The organism is Streptomyces sp. NPDC054932 (assembly GCF_053610205.1).
This window is the reverse complement of sequence record NZ_JBSGXU010000019.1, coordinates 18,798-38,936: the sequence shown is the minus strand read 5'-3', so window position 1 is coordinate 38,936 and position 20,139 is coordinate 18,798. Positions and strand designations below refer to the sequence as shown.

Genomic DNA, 20,139 nt, shown 5'->3' with positions numbered 1-20,139 from the left:
GGACGGCGCCTGCGGGGTGCGTTAGCTTCCGGCGCCATGAGACTTCTGGAAGTGGGAATCGGCATGTGCGCGGCAGCCCTGGTCGTGGGGGTACTGGCCGCCCCCGCCCAGGCCGATGCGGGCCAAGCCCCGGTGGCGCAGGACTTACGCGGCGCCGGCTGGGCGCTGAAGGAGACCGGCAAGGACGCGCGCTTCCGCGGGCTCGCGGCCGTCAGCCGGAGCACGGCCTGGGTGGCCGGCTCGAAGGGGACCGTGCTGCGCACGGTGGACGGCGGCCGCAGCTGGCGTGACGTTTCGCCGCCCGGTGCGGCCGCGGAAGGTCTGGAACTCCGCGACATCGAGGCCTTCGACGCGCGGCGCGCGGTGGCCCTGTCCATCGGGGAGGGCGAGGCCTCCCGGGTGCTGCGCACCGAGGACGGTGGCGCCACCTGGACCGAGACCTTCCGCAATCCCGACCCGCGCGCCTTCTACGACTGCCTCACCTTCTTCGACGCCCGGCACGGACTGGCGATGAGTGATCCGGTGGACGGGAAGTTCCGCATCCTGTCCACGGACGACGGCGGCCGGAACTGGCGGGTGTTGCCTGACGCGGGCATGCCCGAGGCCCTGCCGGGCGAGGCGGGCTTCGCCGCGAGCGGCCAGTGCCTGGTCAGCGCGGGCCCGCGCGACGTCTGGCTGGCCACCGGCGGCGGGGAGCGCGCCCGGGTCCTGCACTCCGCGGACCGCGGTCTGACCTGGCGGGTCGCCGAGTCCACCGTCCCGGCGGGCGACCCGGCGCGCGGGGTCTTCGCCCTCGCCTTCCGGGACCGTACGCGGGGACTCGCGGTCGGCGGTGACTACCGCACCGGGGAGGCATCCCCGCAGGCCGCGGCCGTGTCCGCCGACGGGGGACGCACCTGGAGCCAGGCCGCGACGCCGCCGCCGGCCTACCGCTCGGGCGCGGCCTGGTTCCCGTACAGCGGCGGGACGGCCCTCGCGGTGGGACCCACCGGCACGGATCTGACCACGGACGGGGGCCGCAGCTGGCGGTCCCTGGAGGCGGGGTCGTTCGACACGGTCGACTGCGCGGCAGACACCGGGTGCTGGGCGGCGGGGGAGAAGGGGCGGGTGGCGCGGCTGGAGCGGCGGCGCTGATCAGCCACCCGCAGCCGGCGGGGCCGGCGGGGCCTGCGGGGCCGAAGTCCCCGGCGTGTTGAAGAGGTCCATGCCCGGATAGCGCCCGGCGGTGAAGCCCGCGGCCCGGTAGACGGGCTCGCCGTCGGGGCTGGCGTGCAGCTGGACGTAGTGGATGCCGATGCCGTCGAGCCAGGCGACCAGCCCGTCGACGATCCGCCGGCCGTGGCCCCGTCCGCGGGCGGGCGCGTCGGTGACGATCCCGTCGAGGTAGCCGCGCCTGCCGTCCGTCCACTGCGGGCCGGGCAGGTGGTGAGTCACCCAGGCCATGCCGGTGGCGAGCAGCGGTTCGCCGGGTGCTCCGCCGACGACCAGGCAGTGCACGTCGGGGCGTTCGCCGATGCGCTCGGCGAACCAGCCGCGGGCCACCTGGCGCCAGGCGGCGTCGGCGGGCCCGGGGTCGGCCCCGAGGGCGTCGAGGGCGACGGCGCGCAGGCGTATGAGCTCGGGAACATCGGCGAGGACGGCGGGGCGGGGCTGCATGAACACTCCGGTGGGCGGGGACGGCCGGGTCGAGCGGGCGGGCCGGCGGGGCGGCGCGGCTCGCGCCGGCCGCGCAGCACGACTCCACGACGGCACGGCTACACGACCGGGTTCTCCCGCACCGTCGACAGGTCCGCCGAGGTCTTCGTGGCGAGGAACTCGGTGATCGTGTAGGCGCAGACGCCCGCCACCGTGAAGGGGTCCTCGGCCGCGATCCTCTCGATCTCGGCCCGGGACACCCCGCCCGCCAGGATCACGCCCCCGTCGCGCGGGACCTTGCGTCCGGACGCGAGGAAGACGCCGGCGGCGTAGTAGCCGTCCAGCCAGGCGATGTGTGCGTCCATCTGCTCCTCGACGGATTCGACGGGGGCTGTGTAGGTGAGCTCCATGACGAACATGATCGCCAGGCTACTCTCGCTGAATCATGACGAGTGCGAAGACCCCCGCCGACGAGGCCGAGGCCCGGGCGATACAGGACGAACTGCGCCATCAGGTGGTGCTCACCGAGCCCGGCCCCCCACCCGGCCGCGGCCTGGTCGCCGGAGTGGACGTCGCCTACGACGACGCACGCGACCTGGTCGCCGCCGCGGCCGTGGTGCTCGACGCCGCCACCCTGGAGGTCGTCGAGGAGGCCACCGCCGTCGGGCGCGTCAGCTTCCCCTACGTGCCCGGTCTGCTCGCCTTCCGCGAGCTGCCGACCGTACTGGCCGCCCTCGCATCCCTGAACACCGAGCCCGGCCTGGTCGTCTGCGACGGCTACGGCCTCGCCCATCCCCGCGGCTTCGGCCTCGCCTGCCACCTCGGTGTGGTCACCGGGCTCCCGGCCATCGGCGTCGCGAAGAACCCGTTCACCTTCACCTACGAGGAACCGGGCGCCCGGCGGGGCGACGCCGCCGCGCTGCTCGCGGCCGACGGGGCAGAGGTCGGCCGGGCGCTGCGCACGCAGGACGGGATCAAGCCCGTCTACGTCTCCGTCGGGCACCGGGTCTCGCTGGACAACGCCTGCGCGCACGCCCTGGCCCTGAGCCCCCGCTTCCGGATTCCCGAGACCACCCGCCACGCCGACTCCCTGTGCCGGAAGGCGCTGCGGGAGGCCTCCTGAAACCGGACCGGCGGGGCACCCGGCCGGCCGTCGGATCACCCGCCGGGCCGGCCGTGGGACCACCGGGTCACCCGCCCGGCCCATCCGTCAGCGGGAGTCCGCCACCCGGAAGGTGATCCCCGCCTTCTGGAGGCGGGCGATGAGGGCGTCACCCATCGCCACGGCCGTCGTCAACTGCCCGGCCACCTCCGGCAGGGCGTCGTGGGCCAGGCACAGGGCCGACTCGGCCAGCATCTTCGCCGTCTCCCCGTAGCCCGGGTCGCCGCCCGCCACCTCGGTGAGCACGCGCCGGCCGCCGCCCTCGCCCACGAACCGCGCCGTGAACCAGCTGCGCGCGCGGCGTTCCGCGTCCGGCCCCTGCCCCGGCTCCCAGCGGTTCATCAGCCACTGCCGGGCCGGCGGCACCTGGGCCAGGACGACCGTCGCGGCCATCGCCGCCGTACCGCCCACCGCGACGGGCAGGTGCCTGACGGAGGCGTAGTGCCGGTAGCGGAAGTCCGGGCCGTACCGCTCCAGCGCGGCCGCCGACCGGGCCACGATCTGCGGGTCCAGCGTGGGCAGCGGCAGCGCCCAGGTGCCGGTCTCCCGGCTGAACCGCGGTGCTCCCACCGGCCCGCGGGCCCGCCGTTCCAGCAGGCGGGGCTCGTACAGCCGGCGGGCGCGGGCCGCCGCCAGGCTCTGGGGGCCGCGGCTCATCACGGTCAGCGCGGAAGCCAGGGTGCCGCCGGAGAACAGGGCGTTGGACCGGACGAACCCGTCGACCGTCAGCGGGACCCCCTGCGGCAGCTGCCGGACCGTGAAGTACGCACCGAGGTCGGCCGGGATCGAGTCGAAGCCGCAGGCGTGCACGATCCGCGCCCCCGTCTCCCGGGCCCGCGCGTCGTGCTCGACGTACATGCGGTCCACGAACTCCGGCTCGCCGGTGAGGTCCACGTAGTCGGTGCCCGCCTCGGCGCAGGCGGCCACGAGCTCCGCGCCGTACCAGACGTACGGACCCACCGTCGTGGCCAGCACCCGGGTGGACGCGGCCAGCTCGCGCACGGCCGAGGCGTCCTGGGCGTCGGCCCGCAGCAGCGGCAGCTGCGCGCAGGCCGGATCGATCGAGGCCAGCCGATCGCGCAGCCGCTCCAGCTTCGCCGTGTCCCGGCCGGCGAGGGCCCACCGGCAGCCTGCGGGCGCGTGTGCGGCGAGGTACTCGGCGGTGAGTGCGCCCACGAACCCGGTGGCGCCGAAGAGTACGACGTCGTAGGCACGTTCCGGCCGGTCGTGCGGGACCTGTGCGTTCATGAGCGCTCCTCCCAGGGGGGTTTCGGTGGCCGAGGCTAGCGTGCTGCCCGGCCGTCGGGGCGGGCGGGTGCGGCAAGCGGGTCGGGCGACTTGACGGGGAGCGGGTACGACGCGAACAGCGCCCCGGGCCCGGCCTGGAGGCCGTTCCCGGGGCGCTGCGAGGGGTCACCGGCCACCTCGGGGGTGGCGGGGGCGATCAGCCCTTCTGGTAGAGGCCGAAGACGTCGACGATGAGGTCGACGTCGTCCCAGCCGCGATTCCAGAAGTCGATGATGCCGTGGTCGCCGCTGCTCGCCTGGACCAGGTTCGGGACGACGTCGCCCTTGGTCCAGTTCAGGTTGGAGGAGTTCGGCGGCGTCGGCCAGTAGGCCGACTCGTTGATGTAGTCGTCCATCGAGTTCGGGTCCGGGGTGACCGTGAGGTACCCGTTGCCCCGCGTGTTCGCGACCGTCGAGTTCATCACCCAGCCCGTGACGCTCGGTGCCAGGTCGGAGATCGCCAGGGGCACGTAGGTCTCGCCCCACACCTTCCCGTAGAACGGGTCCTCGGGCTCGCGGGTGTCGAAGGCACGCTCCGGCGTGAGCGGCACGAAGGCGCTCTCGCTGTCCTTGCTGTAGTAGCCGACGACGTCCACGACGACGTCGGTCGGGGCCCAGGCGCCGTTGAACACGCTGAGCTTTCCGTCGGCCGAGACGGGCACGATCACCGAGTTGGCGATCGTCTGGCCGCCGGTGAAGTTCAGGTTGGACGTGGCCGGGAGCGCCCCGCCGCTCGGGTAGACGGTCAGGTGGCCGGCGCCCTGCGGGGCGGTGATCGTCACGTTGAGCGCCACGGCGGAGATGCCCTGGGGCACGCCGCGCAGGCCGCTGATCTGGGTGCTGAAGGCCGACTGGCCGGCGAGCTTGCGCTTGGTGGCGCCGAGGCCCTCACGGGTGTCGACGAAGCGGGTCGGGTCGATCGGGGTGTAGCCGCTGGAGGCGGTGTGGGTGAAGTAGCCGGTGACGTCGGCGATCAGGTCGACCGACTGCCAGCTGCCGTTGTAGAGCTCCACGTAGCCGCTCTTGCCGACCGGCACGATGACCATGTTCGGGACGGTCTGGCCGGCCTTGAAGTTGACGTTCGACGTGGTCGGACGCTCGACGCCCTCGGGGAAGGCCGTGATGAAGCCGCTGTCGGTGGCGTTGGTGACGGTGACGTTGAGCGCCACGGCGGTGACCCCGGCGGGGATCTTGCCGTTGCCGCCGACCTTCACGCGGGTCGAGGCGCCCCGGCCGACCTTGCCCTGCGCCACGCCGGTCCCGAAGCGGGTGTCCAGCAGACGGGTCGGGGTGTACGGGGTGAAGTCGGAGCCGGGGGTGACGACCGAGATCGTGTTGGAGGCCGACAGGTTGTTGGCGGCGTCCTTCACGGTGACCGTGACCGAGTAGGCGCCGACCTCGGCGTAGGTGTGCGTGTTCGTCAGGACCGTGGCGCCGTTCGCGTTGACGACCTCGGTCGTCTCGTCGCCCCAGTTGATGGTGACCTCGAGCGGAGTGGCCACGCTGGTGAGGGTGGACTTCAGCTCGATGCCGTGCGCCGTCGTGCCGTAGCCGCTCAGGCCGACCTTGAGGTCCGGGTTGCCGGTGGCCGACTGTGTCTGAGGGGCGGCTGCCGCCCCGGCCTTGGCCGACTGCAGCGCCTTGCGGACCGTGCGGTCGGCAGGGCTGGTGAAGGTGTGGCCCTTGGCCGCGTCGGCCGCGGCCTTGCCCAGGTCCACGTCGGGAGTCGCCGCGCGGCGGGCGTCCGGCTTGGCCGGGTCGGCCTGGGCCACGCCCGGGATGAGACCAACGCCTGCCGCTATGGCGGCGACGGAAACTACGAGACGGCGGTTGCGCACCGGCCCCCCATTTTCTGATTGAACACTTGATCAGTTTAGAAAGCGTGTTCAGAGTACAGAGACGCGTCGCGGCAGATCAGGGGGGTCGCTCTTGATCTTGGCCCGATCATGCGGAGCCGGACATTTCGCGGCGCGGCCATCCGCGCGGAGCCCCGCCCGGGGGCTTGTGTTCGGTGGAACACGTTCCTAGCATCACTGGTGTTACATCAGATGTGTCACATAGCCGCACACCACGCACACCATGCACACCAGAGCCGCTGGGGGCCCGATGGCAGTGACAGGGAACGGGAACCGGGATACGAGCGGGCCCGGCCCGCTCGCCGGAGTGCGCGTCGTCGAACTGGCGGGCATCGGTCCCGGACCGTTCGCCGCCATGCTCCTCGCCGACCTGGGCGCGGACGTCGTACGGGTGGACCGGCCCGGCGGTGGCGGGCTCGCGGTCGATCCGGCCTACGACATCACCAACCGCGGCAAACGCTCCGTTCTGGTCGACCTCAAGGCCGACGACGGGCCCGCCCGCGTCCTGGACCTGGTCGAGCGGGCCGACGTACTCGTCGAAGGGTTCCGCCCCGGGGTCGCCGAGCGGCTGGGGGTCGGCCCGGCCGAGTGCCACGCCCGCAATCCGAAGCTGGTCTACGGCCGGATGACCGGCTGGGGCCAGGAGGGCCCGCTCGCGCAGACCGCCGGGCACGACATCGCGTACATCGCCGTCACCGGCGCCCTCGGCATGATCGGCAACCCGGGGGAGCCGCCGGCCGTACCCGCCAACCTGGTCGGGGACTACGCGGGCGGCTCGCTGTACCTGGTGATCGGGGTGCTGGCCGCCCTGCACCACGCCCGTGCCACCGGCGCCGGCCAGGTCGTCGACGCGGCCATCGTCGACGGCACCGCCCACCTCACCGCCATGATCCACGGAATGATGGCGGCGGGCGGCTGGCAGGACCGCCGCGGGACCAACCTCCTCGACGGCGGCTGTCCCTTCTACGGCACCTACGAGACCTCCGACGGCCAGTACATGGCGGTCGGCGCGCTGGAGCAGCAGTTCTACGACACCTTCGTGGAGCTCCTCGGCATCCAGGACCGGGCCCCGGCCCGCAAGGACCTCGCCCGCTGGGGCGAGCTGCGGACCGCCGTCGCCGCCCGCTTCAGGACCCGCACGCGCGCGGAGTGGACGGCCGTCTTCGAGGGGACCGACGCCTGCGTGGCACCCGTGCTCTCGCTGCGCGAGGCCCCGGACCACCCGCACCTCGCCGCCCGCGGGACCTTCACCGACTTCGGCGGGATCGTCCAGCCCGCGCCCGCGCCGCGGTTCTCGGTGACCCCGGGCGCCGTCACGGGCGGTCCGGCGCAGCCGGGTGCGCACGCCGAGTCGGTGGCGGCCGACTGGGACGTACCTGCCCTGCTCGGGAAGGAGCACTGATGGAACTGTCCATGATGCTCGACTACGCCGGGGATCCGCGCCGGGCCGCCGACGAGGCGGCCGCGCTGGAGTCGGCCGGGCTCGATGCCGTGTGGGTGGCCGAGGCATGGGGCTTCGACTCCCCGACGATCATGGGCTATCTCGCTGCCCGCACCGAGCGGCTGAAGATCGGCTCGGCCATCCTCAACGTCTACTCGCGCACCCCCGGCCTGATCGCCCAGACGGCCGCCGGCCTCGACGCGCTCTCCGGCGGCCGTGCCCTGCTCGGTCTCGGCGCCTCCGGCCCGCAGGTCGTCGAGGGATGGCACGGGATGGCGTACGACAGGCCGCTGGGCCGGACCCGGGAGACGGTCGACCTGTGCCGGCGCATCTGGCGCCGCGAGACGATCGACCACCACGGCATCACGGACATGCCGCTGCCGCCGTCGAAGGGCGGTCGGCACGGCAAGCCGCTGAAGATCCTCACCCGGCCGGTCCGCCCCGGGATTCCCGTCTACATCGCCTCGCTCGGCCCGGCCAACGTACGCATGACCGCCGAGATCGCGGACGGCTGGCTGCCCACGCTCTTCATCCCGGAGAAGGCCGCCGCGGTGTGGGGCGGCCCGCTCGCCGAGGGGGCGGCCGCCCGGTCGCCGGAGCTCGGCCCGCTGCAGACCGTCGCGGGCGGCCTGCTCGCCATCGGCCCGGACGCGGCCGCCGCACGGGACCTCGCGCGCCCGCAGATCGCGCTGTACGTCGGCGGCATGGGCGCGGTCGGCAAGAACTTCTACAACGACCTCGCCGTCGCCTACGGATACGGGGAGGAGGCCCGCCGGATCCAGGAGCTGTACCTCTCCGGACGCAAACGCGACGCCGCGGCCGCCGTCCCGGACGAGTTCTGCGAGCTGATGACGCTGTGCGGGCCCGAGGGTTACGTACGCGACCGGATCGCGGCCTTCAGGGAGGCCGGCGTCACCATGCTCAACGTCACGCCCGTCGGCCCCGACCCGGCCAAGCTGATCGAGACCGTCAAGAGCTGGCTCTGAGCGGGTCGGGATGAGTCCGGTCGGTGTCGCGTACCGGTGGCTGCCACCCGGGCGCACCCCACCCGGACGCACCCCGCCCGCCGCACGCGGCGCCGCCGCGCTCTCCTCCCGGCACGTGCCCGGACTCCGCCCCCGACCCGCTGCTTCACCCACCCGGACCCATCCCGACCCCGCTGAGAGGGGACCCGATGCAACGACGCATCTTCGACGCCGACCACGAGGCGTTTCGCGAGACCGTACGCACCTTCCTCGCCAAGGAGGTGCTGCCGCACTACGAGCAGTGGGAGAAGGACGGCATCGTCAGCCGTGAGGCCTGGCGGGCCGCCGGCCGGCAGGGGCTGCTGGGCCTCGCCGTCCCGGAGGAGTACGGCGGCGGCGGGAACACCGACTTCCGCTACGCCGCCGTGATAGCCGAGGAGTTCACCCGCGCGGGCGCCCCCGGACTGGCCATCGGCCTGCACAACGACATCATCGGGCCCTACCTGACCTCGCTCGCCACCGAGGAGCAGAAGCGACGCTGGCTGCCCGGGTTCTGCTCCGGGGAGACCATCACCGCCATCGCGATGACCGAGCCGGGCGCGGGCTCCGACCTCCAGGGGATCCGGACCACCGCCGAGGACCGCGGCGACCACTGGGTGCTGAACGGCTCCAAGACCTTCATCTCCAACGGCATCCTCGCCGACCTGGTGATCGTGGTCGCGAAGACCACCCCCGAGGGCGGGGCGCACGGGCTGTCGCTGCTGGTCGTCGAGCGCGGCGCGGAGGGCTTCGAGCGGGGCCGCAACCTCGACAAGATCGGCCAGAAGTCCCAGGACACCGCCGAACTGTTCTTCAACGACGTACGCGTCCCGAAGGAGAACCTGCTCGGCGAACTCAACGGCGCCTTCGTCCACCTGATGACCAATCTCGCCCAGGAGCGGATGGGCATAGCGATGGCCGGCATCGCCGCCGCCGAGCACCTGCTGGAGATCACCACCCAGTACGTGAAGGAGCGCGAGGCCTTCGGCCGTCCGCTGGCCAAGCTGCAGCACATCCGGTTCGAGATCGCGGAGATGGCCACCGAGGTCGCCGTCACCCGGACCTTCCTCGACCGGTGCATCACCGACCACGCGAACGGCGAACTCGATCACGTCCACGCCTCGATGGCCAAGTGGTGGGCCACCGAGCTGCAGAAGCGCGTCGCCGACCGCTGCCTGCAACTCCACGGCGGATACGGATACATGACCGAGTACCGGGTGGCGCGGGCCTTCACCGACGGCCGGATCCAGACCATCTACGGCGGCACGACCGAGATCATGAAGGAGATCATCGGCCGCTCCCTCCTCGGTTGAACCTCCCGCACGACCCCTCCCGAGGACCTTCCCGAGGGCCTTCCCAAGGACCTTCCAGAACACCGAAAGGCTTGACCAGTGAGCACCGAAGCTTACGTATACGACGCGATCCGCACCCCGCGCGGCCGCGGCAAGGCCAATGGTGCCCTGCACGGCACCAAGCCGATCGACCTGGTGGTCGGCCTCATCGACGCCCTGCGCGAGCGCAACCCCGGCCTGGACCCCGCCACCATCGACGACATCGTGCTCGGTGTCGTCGGCCCGGTCGGCGACCAGGGTTCCGACATCGCCCGCATCGCGGCGATCGCCGCCGGGCTCCCGGACACCGTGGCCGGCGTGCAGGAGAACCGCTTCTGCGCCTCGGGTCTGGAGGCCGTCAACCTGGCCGCCGCGAAGGTCCGCTCCGGCTGGGAGGACCTGGTCCTCGCGGGCGGCGTCGAGTCCATGTCCCGCGTCCCGATGGCCTCCGACGGCGGCGCCTGGTTCGCCGACCCCATGACCAACTGGGACACCGGCTTCGTCCCGCAGGGCATCGGCGCCGACCTGATCGCCACCATCGAGGGCTTCTCCCGGCGCGACGTCGACGAGTACGCGGCCCTGTCGCAGGAGCGCGCCGCCGCCGCGATCAAGGACGGTCGCTTCGCGAAGTCCGTGGTCCCGGTCACCGACCGCAACGGCCTGATCGTCCTGGACCACGACGAGTTCGTCCGCCCCGGGACCACCGCCGACACCCTCGCCAAGCTCAAGCCGTCCTTCGCGGACATCGGCGAGCTCGGCGGCTTCGACGCCGTCGCGCTCCAGAAGTACCACTGGGTCGAGAAGATCGACCACGTCCACCACGCGGGCAACTCCTCCGGCATCGTCGACGGCGCCTCGCTCGTCGCGATCGGCTCCCGCGAGGCGGGGGAGCGGGGCGGACTCACCCCGCGCGCCCGGATCGTCTCGGCGGCCGTCTCCGGCTCCGAGCCCACCATCATGCTCACCGGCCCCGCCCCCGCCACCCGCAAGGCCCTCGCCAAGGCCGGGCTGACCATCGACGACATCGACCTCGTCGAGATCAACGAGGCCTTCGCGGGCGTCGTCCTGCGCTTCGTCAAGGACATGGGCCTGTCCCTCGACAAGGTCAACGTCAACGGCGGCGCCATCGCGCTGGGCCACCCGCTCGGCGCCACCGGCGCGATGATCCTCGGCACGATCGTCGACGAGCTGGAGCGCCAGGACAAGCGCTACGGGCTCGTCACCCTCTGTGTCGGCGGCGGCATGGGTGTCGCCACCATCGTCGAACGCCTCTGAACCGTCCTGTATCCCCCGACCCCTCCGACACGGAAGTAGCGAACATGAGCGAGTCCACCACGATCCGCTGGGAACAGGACGAGACCGGCGTCGTCACCCTGATCCTGGACGACCCGGGCCAGTCCGCCAACACGATGAACCAGGCCTTCAAGGACTCCATCGCGGCGATCGCCGACCGCGCCGAGGCCGAGAAGGACTCCATCCGCGGCATCATCTACACCTCCGCCAAGAAGACCTTCTTCGCGGGCGGCGACCTCAAGGACATGATCCGGCTGCGCCCCGAGCACGCGCAGCTCGCCTTCGACACCGGCACCGAGATCAAGCGCTCGCTGCGCCGCATCGAGACCCTCGGCAAGCCCGTCGTCGCCGCCATCAACGGCGCTGCGCTCGGCGGGGGTTACGAGATCTGCCTCGCTTCCCACCACCGCGTCGCCCTGGACGCTCCCGGCTCCAAGATCGGCCTGCCCGAGGTCACCCTCGGCCTGCTCCCCGCCGGTGGCGGTGTCACCCGTACCGTGCGCCTGATGGGCATCGCCGACGCGCTGCTGAAGGTGCTGCTCCAGGGGACCCAGTACACCCCCCAGCGCGCCCTGGACAACGGCCTGGTGCACGAACTGGCCGCCACCACCGAGGAGATGCTGGACAAGGCCCGCGCCTTCATCGACGCGAACCCCGAGTCGAAGCAGCCCTGGGACGTACCCGGCTACAAGATCCCCGGCGGTACGCCGTCCAACCCGCGGTTCGCCGCCAACCTCCCGGCCTTCCCGGCCAGCCTGAAGAAGCAGCTGAACGGCGCCCCCTACCCGGCCCCGCGCAACATCCTGGCCTGCGCCGTCGAGGGCTCCCAGGTGGACTTCGAGACCGCGCTGACCATCGAGGCCCGCTACTTCACCGAGCTGGTCACCGGACAGACCGCCAAGAACATGATCCAGGCGTTCTTCTTCGACCTCCAGGCCGTCAACGCGGGCCGCAGCCGCCCGCAGGGGATCGAGCCGCGCCAGGTCCGCAAGGTCGCCGTCCTCGGCGCCGGGATGATGGGTGCGGGCATCGCCTACTCCTGCGCCCGCGCCGGCATCGAGGTGGTCCTGAAGGACGTCACCGCCGAGGCCGCCGCCAAGGGCAAGGCGTACTCCGAGAAGCTGCTCGACAAGGCGCTCTCCCGGGGCCGGACCACCGAGGCCAAGCGCGCCGAGCTGCTCGCCCGGATCACCCCGACCGCCGACGCGGCCGACCTCGCGGGCTGCGACGCCGTCATCGAGGCCGTCTTCGAGGACACCGCCCTCAAGCACAAGGTGTTCCAGGAGATCCAGGACGTCGTCGAGCCGGACGCGCTGCTCTGCTCCAACACCTCCACGCTGCCCATCACCGGGCTCGCCGAAGGGGTTTCGCGGCCGGTCGACTTCATCGGACTGCACTTCTTCTCGCCCGTCGACAAGATGCCGCTCGTGGAGATCATCAAGGGGGAGCAGACGGGCGACGAGGCCATCGCCCGCGCCTTCGACCTGGTCCGCCAGATCAACAAGACCCCGATCGTGGTGAACGACTCGCGCGGCTTCTTCACCTCGCGCGTCATCGGCCAGTTCATCAACGAGGGCGTGGCGATGGTCGGCGAGGGCGTGGAGCCCGCCTCGATCGAGCAGGCCGCCGCCCAGGCCGGCTACCCGGCGAAGGTGCTCTCGCTCATGGACGAGCTCACCCTCACCCTGCCGCGCAAGATCCGCAACGAGTCCCGCAAGGCCTTCGAGGCCGAGGGCCGGACCTGGTCCGAGCACCCCGCGGACACCGTCATCGACCGCATGGTCGACGAGTTCGGCCGTCCGGGCCGCAGCGGCGGAGCCGGCTTCTACGAATACGACGAGTCCGGCAAGCGCTCCCGCATCTGGCCGGGCCTGCGCGAGCACTTCACGAAGCCGGACGTCGAGGTCCCCTTCGAGGACATGAAGGAGCGGATGCTCTTCTCCGAGGCCCTGGACACCGTCCGCTGCCTCGACGAGGGGGTCCTCACCTCGATCGCCGACGCCAACATCGGCTCCATCATGGGCATCGGCTTCCCGGCCTGGACGGGCGGCGTGATCCAGTACATCAACGGCTACGAGGGCGGTCTGCCGGGCTTCGTCGCCCGCGCCCGCGAGCTCGCCGGGCAGTACGGCGAGCGGTTCATCCCGCCCGCCTCGCTGATCGCCAAGGCCGAGCGGGGCGAGACCTACACGGACTGAGCCCGGCCCGCCCCGGGGCCCGCCGCGTGCGGGCCCCGGGGACACGACACGACCTGGCGTTCGCCGTCGTCCCGCAGCACGGCGAACACCCCGCGCTCGCCGGTACCGTCCGGGGCGGACCAGTGGGCCACCAGCCGCCCGAGGACGCCGTCGCCGGCGGGGGCCTCCCCGGCGGGGGCGGGTCCGCGGTCCAGCACCCGGGACACGGTCAGGACCGACACCGGCCGCTCCCGCCCCGCCGGGCCCACCGTGACGACCGTCGCGTCGGCGGTGTCCGTCACGGCCCCGGGGCCGGTCAGGCCCGCCGGTACGCCCGCCCCCGCGGCGCGGACCTCGATCCCCGGGTCGGGGGCGTCGCTCGCGTTCTGGTCCTGGGCCGTCGTACGACCCGCCAGCAGGGCCAGCAACTGCTCGACCAGGACGGGGTCGTGCACGCCGTCGTAGATCCAGCGGCGGCCGAGCACACCGTGCTCCGAGGTGCCGATCAGCGAGCCTCCGGCCCCCTCCAGCGGCGCCCCCCGGTAGGTGAGCGGCACCTGGTAGGTCACCGGTGCGTCCCCCGAGGCGTCGGTGACCACCATGAACTCGATGCCCACCTCGCCCTCGGGGTCGTCGAGCCGGAAACCACCGGCCTTCGCCAGCTCGGGGCCACCCGCGCCGCCCCGGTACCAGGGGCGCAGGGGCAACCAGCCGGCGAGGAGTTCGAGCTTGCCGGGCGACATGGTGGTGCGGTGAATGACGGCCATGATCGTGGAAGTTACCCGGTCTCCGAGGAGAACGCCGCCCGCAATTCCTCCCGCAGCGACCGCTGGAAGGCCGTCACCAGCGCCTGTACCACCATCGGCTGCATGTGCGCCGACAGCGCCTTCATCGACTCCACCTGCTCCGGGTCGCTCTCGCCCTCCGTGAAGGGCCCCCACACCTCGTCCCGGAACAGCGCCGTCAGCTCGTGCGCCGACGCCCTGGCGTGCTCCATCAGCACCCTGCGCGCCGCCAGGATCGTCTCGTGCGCGATCGGTACGTCGAGCAGCGCGACCCCCAGCCGCAGCAGCCCCACGTCGACCCGGAACCCGTCCCCCGAGACGGCCAGCACGTTCATCGCCGTCAGCCGCCGGACATCGGTGTCCGACAGGCTCCGCCCCGCCCGCTTCTCCAGCTCCTCCCGCGACGCCTCCTGGGCCGCGTCCGGAGCCCAACTGGCCACCATCGCCCGGTGGATCGCCAGGTCATGGGCGCTCAGGTCGTCGGGCAGCGCGTCCAGATAGCGCTCGATGGCGGACAGGGTCATGCCCTGGTGCTGCAGCTCCTCGATCAGTGCCAGCCGGGACAGGTGCTCCGGCCCGTAGTGCCCCACCCGACGAGGGCCGATCACGGGAGGGGGCAAAAGCCCGCGGGTGCTGTAGAAACGAACGGTGCGCACGGTGACGCCCGCCCTGGCCGCCAGCTCGTCGACGGTGAGCATCGGCTCGGGTGCCTGGTCGGCCATCGTCTGCGCCTCGCTCTCTGCTCCACAGCTTGGGTTCAACAGTATTGCTGTCGCACCAACGATGTGAAACGGCCAGGAGCTGCCCATGACCACGAACCTGCGACTGCCCGGACGACCCGAAGAGATCACCCTGCCGGCCCTGCTGGCCCGCAACGCCACCGAGTACGGGGAGCTCCCCGCCCTCTCGTGGCGGTCCGGCCCCGACGCCGCCGAGTGGACGACCCTCACCTGGAGCGAGGTGCGCCGCAAGGTAGCCGTCCTCGCCTCCGGCTACGCCGCCCTCGGCGTCGAGCGCGGCGAACACGTGCTGATGATGATGGGCAACCGCCCCGAGCACTGGCTCAGCGACCTCGCCCTCGTCCACCTCGGCGCCGTGCCCGTCACCGTGTACGGGACCTCCGCGCCCGAGCAGATCGCCCACATAGCCCGCCACAGCCGGGCCCGCGTCGCGGTCGTCGAGGGCGCCCGCGAACTCCTGCGGTGGGAGCCGCTGCTCGCCGACAGGGACGTGCCCCTGGAGCGTCTCGTCGTGGCGGAGGCCGCCGAGGCCGGCGCGCACTCCACGTACGGCTCCCTGCACGCCGGCGGGGCCCGGCTCCACCGCGCCGACGCCTTCGAGAAGGCCTGGCAGGAGACCCGGCCCGAGGACCCGCTGACCGTCGTCTACACCTCCGGCACCACCGGTGACCCCAAGGGCGTGCGGCTGACCCACCGCAACCTCATGCTCCAGGCGATCCGCCTCGACCGGCACGTGGATCTGCCCGAGCACGCCGAGCACATCTGCTACCTGCCCTTCGCGCACATCGCCGAGCGGGTCCTCGGCATCTACCTGCCCCTGCTGCGGGCCTCGCACGTCCGGCTGTGCGCCGACCCCGCCGCCGTGTCGGGGGCCGTCCGCGAGCTGCACCCGGTGCAGTTCTTCGGCGTGCCCCGGGTGTGGGAGAAGCTCGCCGCCTCGGTCCGCGCGGTCCTCGCGCAGCTTCCCGAGGCGCAGCGCACCGCCATCGAGGCCGCGAACGACCTCGCCCGCACCAGGGCAGGTCACCTGGAGCGCGGCGAGGAGGTACCGGCCGCGCTCGAAGCCTCGTACGCCGAGGTGAAGCAGCAGGTACTGGACCCGCTGCTGGGGCTGGCGGGCATGGACCGGCTGGCGTGGACGGCCAGCGCCACCGCACCGATGCCGATCGACGTGGTCCGCTTCTGGGCCGGCTGGGGCATCACCATCATGGACGCCTGGGGGCTCACCGAGACCTCGGGCGTGTGCACGGTCAACAGCCCGGACGGCTTCCGGCTCGGCTCGGTGGGCCGGGCGATCGAGGGGCTGGAGCTGAGGCTGGCCGAGGACGGGGAGATCCTCACCCGTGGGGAGACCGTCTTCGGCGGCTATCTGCGGCCGGACGGCTCGCTGGAGAGCGCGAGCGACGACGGGGGCTGGTTCCCGACGGGGGACATCGGCCGGCTCGACGAGGACGGGTACCTCTGGCTGACCGACCGCAAGAAGGAACTGATCATCACCTCGAACGGCAAGAACGTCTCGCCGGCCCTGGTGGAGAACACGGTCAAGGAGCACCCGCTCATCGGCCAGGCCCTGGTGCACGGCGACGGCCGCTCCTACCTCGTGGCCCTGCTGGTCCTCGACCCGGAGCTGGCCCCGGTCTGGGCCGCGGCCCGCGGCATCGAGGCCGCCTCCCCGGCCGAGCTCGCCGCGCACCCCGCCGTCCGGGAGGAGATCGCCCGCGCGGTGGAGGCGGCCAACGCCCGGCTCAACCGGACGGAGCAGATCAAGCGCTACCGGCTGCTGACCGAGGAGTGGGGCCCCGAGACCGGGGAACTCACCCCCTCGCTCAAGCTCCGCCGCCGGGTGGTCCGTGACAAGTACGGCGCCCTGATCGAGGGCCTGTACGAGGAGCCGCACGAGACGGCGTGACCCGAAGGGCCCCGGTGGGGTGGGCGGCGCTCACCCCACCGGGGGCCGCGGCGTCCTCGCGGAGACGGTGGGGCCGGCGCTCAGCGCGCGATGACGAAACCCCGCCCGGGCCGCGTCCTGAACACCGCTGCGACGCGGGCGAGGACATGAGCGGTCACATCCTGGCTGTCCGTGTCGACGGGGTCCGACGCCCGAGCCCGCTCACTGGCCGGCTGCCTGAACGTTGGCGGCGGCGGTGGTGAACTCGCGGCCGTCCGACTTCCGGATGTACGCGATGTCCACGACGCCCTCGGCGATGACGGCCATGAGCTCGCCCTCCACGCCGGACGCGATGTCCCGAACTCGCTTACGGAGCAGCCCGTGCGGCTGATACTCGTACACCTCAGTCATCGGGCGATTCCTCGCTCGCGGCGCTGTTGAAGCGCTCCCAGCCGACCTGCGCACGGTCGAGAAGATCGGAACTGGGATGGTGCACCGCGGCGAAGCCGACACCCGGACCGTCCGGGGTGTCGAGGCTCCATACGCCGCGCGGGGTGGGGCTCGTCACGGGGTGCTCCCAATCGTCGTCAGCGGGTGGTGACACCAGCCTGACGCGGCGGCGGAGGAGGATTGCTCACAGATTTGTGAGTGCTACGCCCCGATCCAGCGAGCCATCCCGCCCAGCCCGTCAGGAGCCCGTCGCGACATGTGCACCAGCCCCCGAATCGTGGTCCGGGTGCCCGGAAGATGCCGCGTCTGCTCCGGAGCCACCTTCCTGGCCTCCGCCAGGTACGCCAGCGACGTCTTCGCCGAGCCCGCCTCCATCTCCACCAGCGCCCGGTCCACGAGATACCGTGCCCGCCGCGACGTCAGCGTCGACGCCGGCAGTTTCAGTGCGCGGGCCCGGCCGAGGGCCTCGTCGAAATCGCGCAGCACGATCGACGTACCGAGCTCGTGCAGCCGGACGTTGGCCCGCCCGAAACTCAGCCAGTGCACGTCGCCCGCCTCTCCACCGACGCGATCCGCGAGCTCCCGGGCGGCGGCAAGATGCGTTTCCACGGCGGCCCGGTCCTCGTCCTTCGCGGCCACCGTGGCCAGCCCGAGGTGAAGTTGCCCGGTCACGGCAAGTGCCTCGCGGCTCATCTCGCCGGCGAGCAGGGCCTGCCCCGACGTGATCAGCGGAGCGGACGTGGCACACCGCCACAGCGTCGCCCGCTTGTACCGCTGCACGGCCTCCAGGCACGGGTCCGAAGCGTGGCCTGCGGCCCAGCCCATCCGGTCCAGGGCGACGCGTGCGAGATCCGGGTGATCGAGCTTCAACGCCACGTCGTGCGCGGTCCGGTACGCCGATGCGAGGGCCTGCCACGCCGGTGTGGTCGGCGCCGTGCAGACGGTGTGCGTCAGCTCCAGGATCAGGCGCGGCAGTGCCTTCCCTGCTGCGCGAAGATGCGTGGCCCGCACCTGCTGACACAGGGTGTCCGCCTCGGCAATCAGCTCCGGCACCGGCCGGACACAGGCCAGGCCCGGGTTCGGCCCGAGGTCGTACCGGTCGAGGGCTTCCCGGATCGGGGCGACCAACGTGAGCAGTCGATCGGCAGGAAGTGCGGTCACAGCGGGGGGTAGTGTCAGCTTGGACGAGTCCACCCGCAGCGCGTGCGCCACGGCCGCCACGAAACCCGGGGTGGCAGGGCGCGCCCCGCACTCGACCTGGCTCAGGAGGCTGAGGCTGTACGGGATCCGGTCGGCCAACTCGCGCTGCGTCAGGCGGGCAAGGCGCCGCTGCTCCCGAATCCGGGATCCGATGCGGTCATCGTCAGGTGCGGGCATACTCGCTCTCCGTCCACGACTCGTCATCATGGACCGTACCCGCGCACCGTGCGCCAGGTCCGCCTTCGCCTCCGACTCCACACGGATCGGGGGCGATTGCATAGGCTCGGGCGCCATGACGACGAGGACCCTGTACCTGCTCTGCTCGGCCGCCCCACCCGTCTTCGAGATCGCCGGGGTGGTGGAGGAAGCTCAGCGCCGCGGCTGGGACGTGTGCCTCGGCCTGACACCGACGGCCGCCGACTGGCTGACGGACAGCCTGCCGGGGCTGGCAGCGCTCACCGGGCACCCGGTCCGGAGCCGCTACAAAAGACCCGGAGACCCCGACGTGTGGCCGAAGGCGGACGCGATCCTCGTCGCCCCAGCCACCTTCAACACCGTGAACGCGTGGGCGCTCGGCCTCACGGACCGATTCGTCGTCGGCGTTGTCGCCGAGGGCATCGGCAAGGAGATCCCCATGGCTGTGATGCCGTGCGTGAACTCGGCCTACGCCCGACACCGGGCCCTGGCCCGATCGCTGCAGGAGCTGCGCGAGATGGGTGTGGCAGTGCTGTACGGGCCGGGCGGGTTCGAGCCGAACGCCCCCGGCGAGAAGCGGCCGTACCCGTGGGGCGTGGCGCTGGACGCGGTCGACGAGCTCGGCCGGTAGGCGGCCCCGGGACGCGCAAAAGCGCCCCGTCCCGGCCACGGAGGGCCGGAAGGGGGCGCGGCGGGAGGGCTCAGCGGCCGATCAGCGGGTAGTGGTCGCTGAGGTTGGTGTAGGTGTAGGAGGTGCCCCAGCTGGAGACCGTCCAGGGCGCCGACTGCTCCTTGACCACGTTGTTCTCCCAGCCCGCCGGGCGGGCGTTGCCCTTGCGGTAGAGGACGTAGTCCAGGTCCTCGCGGGGGTCGGTCGGGTAGCGGTAGTTCGCTATCGAGTTCAGCGCGGTGTCGAAGGAGTACGGGTGACCCGTACGCGTGTCCGAGTCGGCGAGGTCGGCGTTGGCGAGCAAGCTCGCGTACTCGGGGGTGCGCGAGTCGACGTTGAGGTCGCCCGCCACGATGACCTGCTCGTTCGCCGGGATGTTCTTCCCGTCCAGGAAGGCGTCGACGGCCCGGAACTGACGGGCCCGCATCTCCGCGGCCTCGCCCGCGGCGCAGCCGGGGTCGGTGGACTGCGCGTGCGTGCCGACCACGTGCACCTTGGTGCCGTTCACGTTCAGGACCACGTAGGCGAAGCCCTTGTTGGACCACCAGTCGGCGCCGCAGGCGTCCTTGTAGACGACCTGCTCCTTGCGGACGATCGGCCACTTGCTGAGGATCGTGACGCCGCCGTCCTCCGGGGTGGTGGCGGAGTACGCGCCGCCCGTGGCGTCCCAGCCGCTCTTGCTGCGGCCCACGACCGGGGTCTGGTACGGGTACTGCGCGGCGGAGTTCGCCTTCAGCGCGTCCGAGGAGCCGTTGTCGAAGGCCTCCTGGAGCACGACCACGTCGTGGCCCTTGTAGAAGGAGGTCTTGGGGATCTCGGCGGCCCGGTGGTCCTGGCCCCAGTTCGGGTACAGGTTCTTGCTCATCAGGAACACGTTGTACGACAGGACGCTGAGCCGCGGAGCGGCGGCGGTCTCCGCGGCCGTGGCGGCGGGCGCGGTGGTGGCGGCCAGCGCGCCTGCGGCGACCGCGGCGACGGCCGTGGCGGCGGCGCGGCGCGAGCGGGGCGTGGAAAGCAGCATGAAGG

At 72.3% G+C, this 20,139-nt stretch carries 19 protein-coding genes; 9 read left to right on the top strand and 10 right to left on the bottom strand.

The genetic code is table 11. The annotated features are described in order from the left end of the window. Positions 1-63 precede the first annotated feature (63 nt). Entirely contained in the window at positions 64-1,134 is a 1,071-nt protein-coding gene (locus ACWGE1_RS08160) for a WD40/YVTN/BNR-like repeat-containing protein (protein ID WP_453419761.1), read from the top strand. Here the strand turns inward: ACWGE1_RS08160 and ACWGE1_RS08155 are convergent, their stop codons facing one another. Together ACWGE1_RS08155 and ACWGE1_RS08150 are read right to left on the bottom strand one after the other, a co-directional pair. Then, positions 1,135-1,656, bottom strand: a complete 522-nt coding sequence (locus ACWGE1_RS08155) for an N-acetyltransferase family protein (RefSeq protein WP_453419728.1) — start codon at positions 1,654-1,656, stop codon at positions 1,135-1,137. A gap of 98 nt (positions 1,657-1,754) precedes the next feature. Further along, the gene (locus ACWGE1_RS08150; protein WP_453419727.1) at positions 1,755-2,054 is read right to left on the bottom strand and encodes a YciI family protein; all 300 of its coding nucleotides are present in this window, start codon (positions 2,052-2,054) and stop codon (positions 1,755-1,757) included. A gap of 26 nt (positions 2,055-2,080) precedes the next feature. On the opposite strand from ACWGE1_RS08150, the gene ACWGE1_RS08145 reads away from it, so the two are divergent. Beyond that, positions 2,081-2,758: an endonuclease V gene (locus ACWGE1_RS08145; RefSeq protein WP_453419726.1), complete on the top strand. Its 678-nt coding sequence runs from the start codon at positions 2,081-2,083 to the stop codon at positions 2,756-2,758. 87 nt (positions 2,759-2,845) lie between these two features. Here the strand turns inward: ACWGE1_RS08145 and ACWGE1_RS08140 are convergent, their stop codons facing one another. Both ACWGE1_RS08140 and ACWGE1_RS08135 read right to left on the bottom strand, forming a co-directional pair. After that, complete coding sequence (locus tag ACWGE1_RS08140) at positions 2,846-4,045, bottom strand: saccharopine dehydrogenase family protein (RefSeq protein ID WP_453419725.1); 1,200 nt, start codon at positions 4,043-4,045, stop codon at positions 2,846-2,848. 196 nt (positions 4,046-4,241) lie between these two features. Then, positions 4,242-5,855, bottom strand: coding sequence for a PKD domain-containing protein (locus tag ACWGE1_RS08135; RefSeq protein WP_453419724.1), 1,614 nt, complete (start codon positions 5,853-5,855; stop codon positions 4,242-4,244). A gap of 334 nt (positions 5,856-6,189) precedes the next feature. Here ACWGE1_RS08135 and ACWGE1_RS08130 point away from each other — a divergent pair, with 334 nt between their 5' ends. The 5 genes from ACWGE1_RS08130 to ACWGE1_RS08110 all read left to right on the top strand — a co-directional run bounded on the left by ACWGE1_RS08130 (position 6,190) and on the right by ACWGE1_RS08110 (position 13,206). Continuing rightward, the gene (locus ACWGE1_RS08130; RefSeq protein ID WP_453419723.1) at positions 6,190-7,341 is read left to right on the top strand and encodes a CaiB/BaiF CoA transferase family protein; all 1,152 of its coding nucleotides are present in this window, start codon (positions 6,190-6,192) and stop codon (positions 7,339-7,341) included. After that, positions 7,341-8,366 (top strand): LLM class F420-dependent oxidoreductase, encoded by a 1,026-nt coding sequence (locus ACWGE1_RS08125; RefSeq protein WP_453419722.1) that lies wholly within the window; start codon positions 7,341-7,343, stop codon positions 8,364-8,366. Before ACWGE1_RS08130 ends, ACWGE1_RS08125 begins: the two co-directional genes overlap by 1 nt. A 188-nt stretch (positions 8,367-8,554) precedes the next feature. After that, the gene (locus ACWGE1_RS08120) at positions 8,555-9,697 is read left to right on the top strand and encodes an acyl-CoA dehydrogenase family protein (RefSeq protein WP_453419721.1); all 1,143 of its coding nucleotides are present in this window, start codon (positions 8,555-8,557) and stop codon (positions 9,695-9,697) included. Positions 9,698-9,775: 78 nt separating this feature from the next. Continuing rightward, entirely contained in the window at positions 9,776-10,990 is a 1,215-nt protein-coding gene (locus ACWGE1_RS08115) for an acetyl-CoA C-acetyltransferase (protein WP_390171845.1), read from the top strand. Positions 10,991-11,034: 44 nt separating this feature from the next. Continuing rightward, positions 11,035-13,206, top strand: coding sequence for a 3-hydroxyacyl-CoA dehydrogenase NAD-binding domain-containing protein (locus tag ACWGE1_RS08110; RefSeq protein ID WP_453419720.1), 2,172 nt, complete (start codon positions 11,035-11,037; stop codon positions 13,204-13,206). On the opposite strand, the gene ACWGE1_RS08105 is transcribed toward ACWGE1_RS08110, so the two are convergent. Both ACWGE1_RS08105 and ACWGE1_RS08100 read right to left on the bottom strand, forming a co-directional pair. Further along, positions 13,194-13,952 carry a maltokinase N-terminal cap-like domain-containing protein gene (locus tag ACWGE1_RS08105; protein WP_453419719.1) on the bottom strand — a complete coding sequence of 253 codons (759 nt, stop codon included), beginning with the start codon at positions 13,950-13,952 and terminating at the stop codon, positions 13,194-13,196. The two genes, ACWGE1_RS08110 and ACWGE1_RS08105, sit on opposite strands and share 13 nt — an antisense overlap. An 11-nt stretch (positions 13,953-13,963) precedes the next feature. Further along, positions 13,964-14,692 carry a MerR family transcriptional regulator gene (locus ACWGE1_RS08100; RefSeq protein WP_453419718.1) on the bottom strand — a complete coding sequence of 243 codons (729 nt, stop codon included), beginning with the start codon at positions 14,690-14,692 and terminating at the stop codon, positions 13,964-13,966. A gap of 85 nt (positions 14,693-14,777) precedes the next feature. On the opposite strand from ACWGE1_RS08100, the gene ACWGE1_RS08095 reads away from it, so the two are divergent. Next, positions 14,778-16,619 (top strand): AMP-dependent synthetase/ligase, encoded by a 1,842-nt coding sequence (locus tag ACWGE1_RS08095; protein ID WP_453419717.1) that lies wholly within the window; start codon positions 14,778-14,780, stop codon positions 16,617-16,619. A 201-nt stretch (positions 16,620-16,820) separates the two neighbouring features. Here the strand turns inward: ACWGE1_RS08095 and ACWGE1_RS08090 are convergent, their stop codons facing one another. The 3 genes from ACWGE1_RS08090 to ACWGE1_RS08080 form a co-directional block, all read right to left on the bottom strand. Further along, positions 16,821-17,009: a hypothetical protein gene (locus ACWGE1_RS08090; protein WP_453419716.1), complete on the bottom strand. Its 189-nt coding sequence runs from the start codon at positions 17,007-17,009 to the stop codon at positions 16,821-16,823. Further along, complete coding sequence (locus ACWGE1_RS08085) at positions 17,002-17,166, bottom strand: hypothetical protein (RefSeq protein WP_453419715.1); 165 nt, start codon at positions 17,164-17,166, stop codon at positions 17,002-17,004. Before ACWGE1_RS08085 ends, ACWGE1_RS08090 begins: the two co-directional genes overlap by 8 nt. A gap of 83 nt (positions 17,167-17,249) precedes the next feature. Then, positions 17,250-18,425 carry a helix-turn-helix domain-containing protein gene (locus tag ACWGE1_RS08080; RefSeq protein ID WP_453419714.1) on the bottom strand — a complete coding sequence of 392 codons (1,176 nt, stop codon included), beginning with the start codon at positions 18,423-18,425 and terminating at the stop codon, positions 17,250-17,252. Positions 18,426-18,540: 115 nt separating this feature from the next. Here ACWGE1_RS08080 and ACWGE1_RS08075 point away from each other — a divergent pair, with 115 nt between their 5' ends. Continuing rightward, positions 18,541-19,074 carry a flavoprotein gene (locus ACWGE1_RS08075; protein ID WP_453419713.1) on the top strand — a complete coding sequence of 178 codons (534 nt, stop codon included), beginning with the start codon at positions 18,541-18,543 and terminating at the stop codon, positions 19,072-19,074. 70 nt (positions 19,075-19,144) lie between these two features. On the opposite strand, the gene sph is transcribed toward ACWGE1_RS08075, so the two are convergent. Then, complete coding sequence (gene sph / locus ACWGE1_RS08070; protein ID WP_453419712.1) at positions 19,145-20,134, bottom strand: sphingomyelin phosphodiesterase; 990 nt, start codon at positions 20,132-20,134, stop codon at positions 19,145-19,147. Positions 20,135-20,139: the final 5 nt, after the last annotated feature.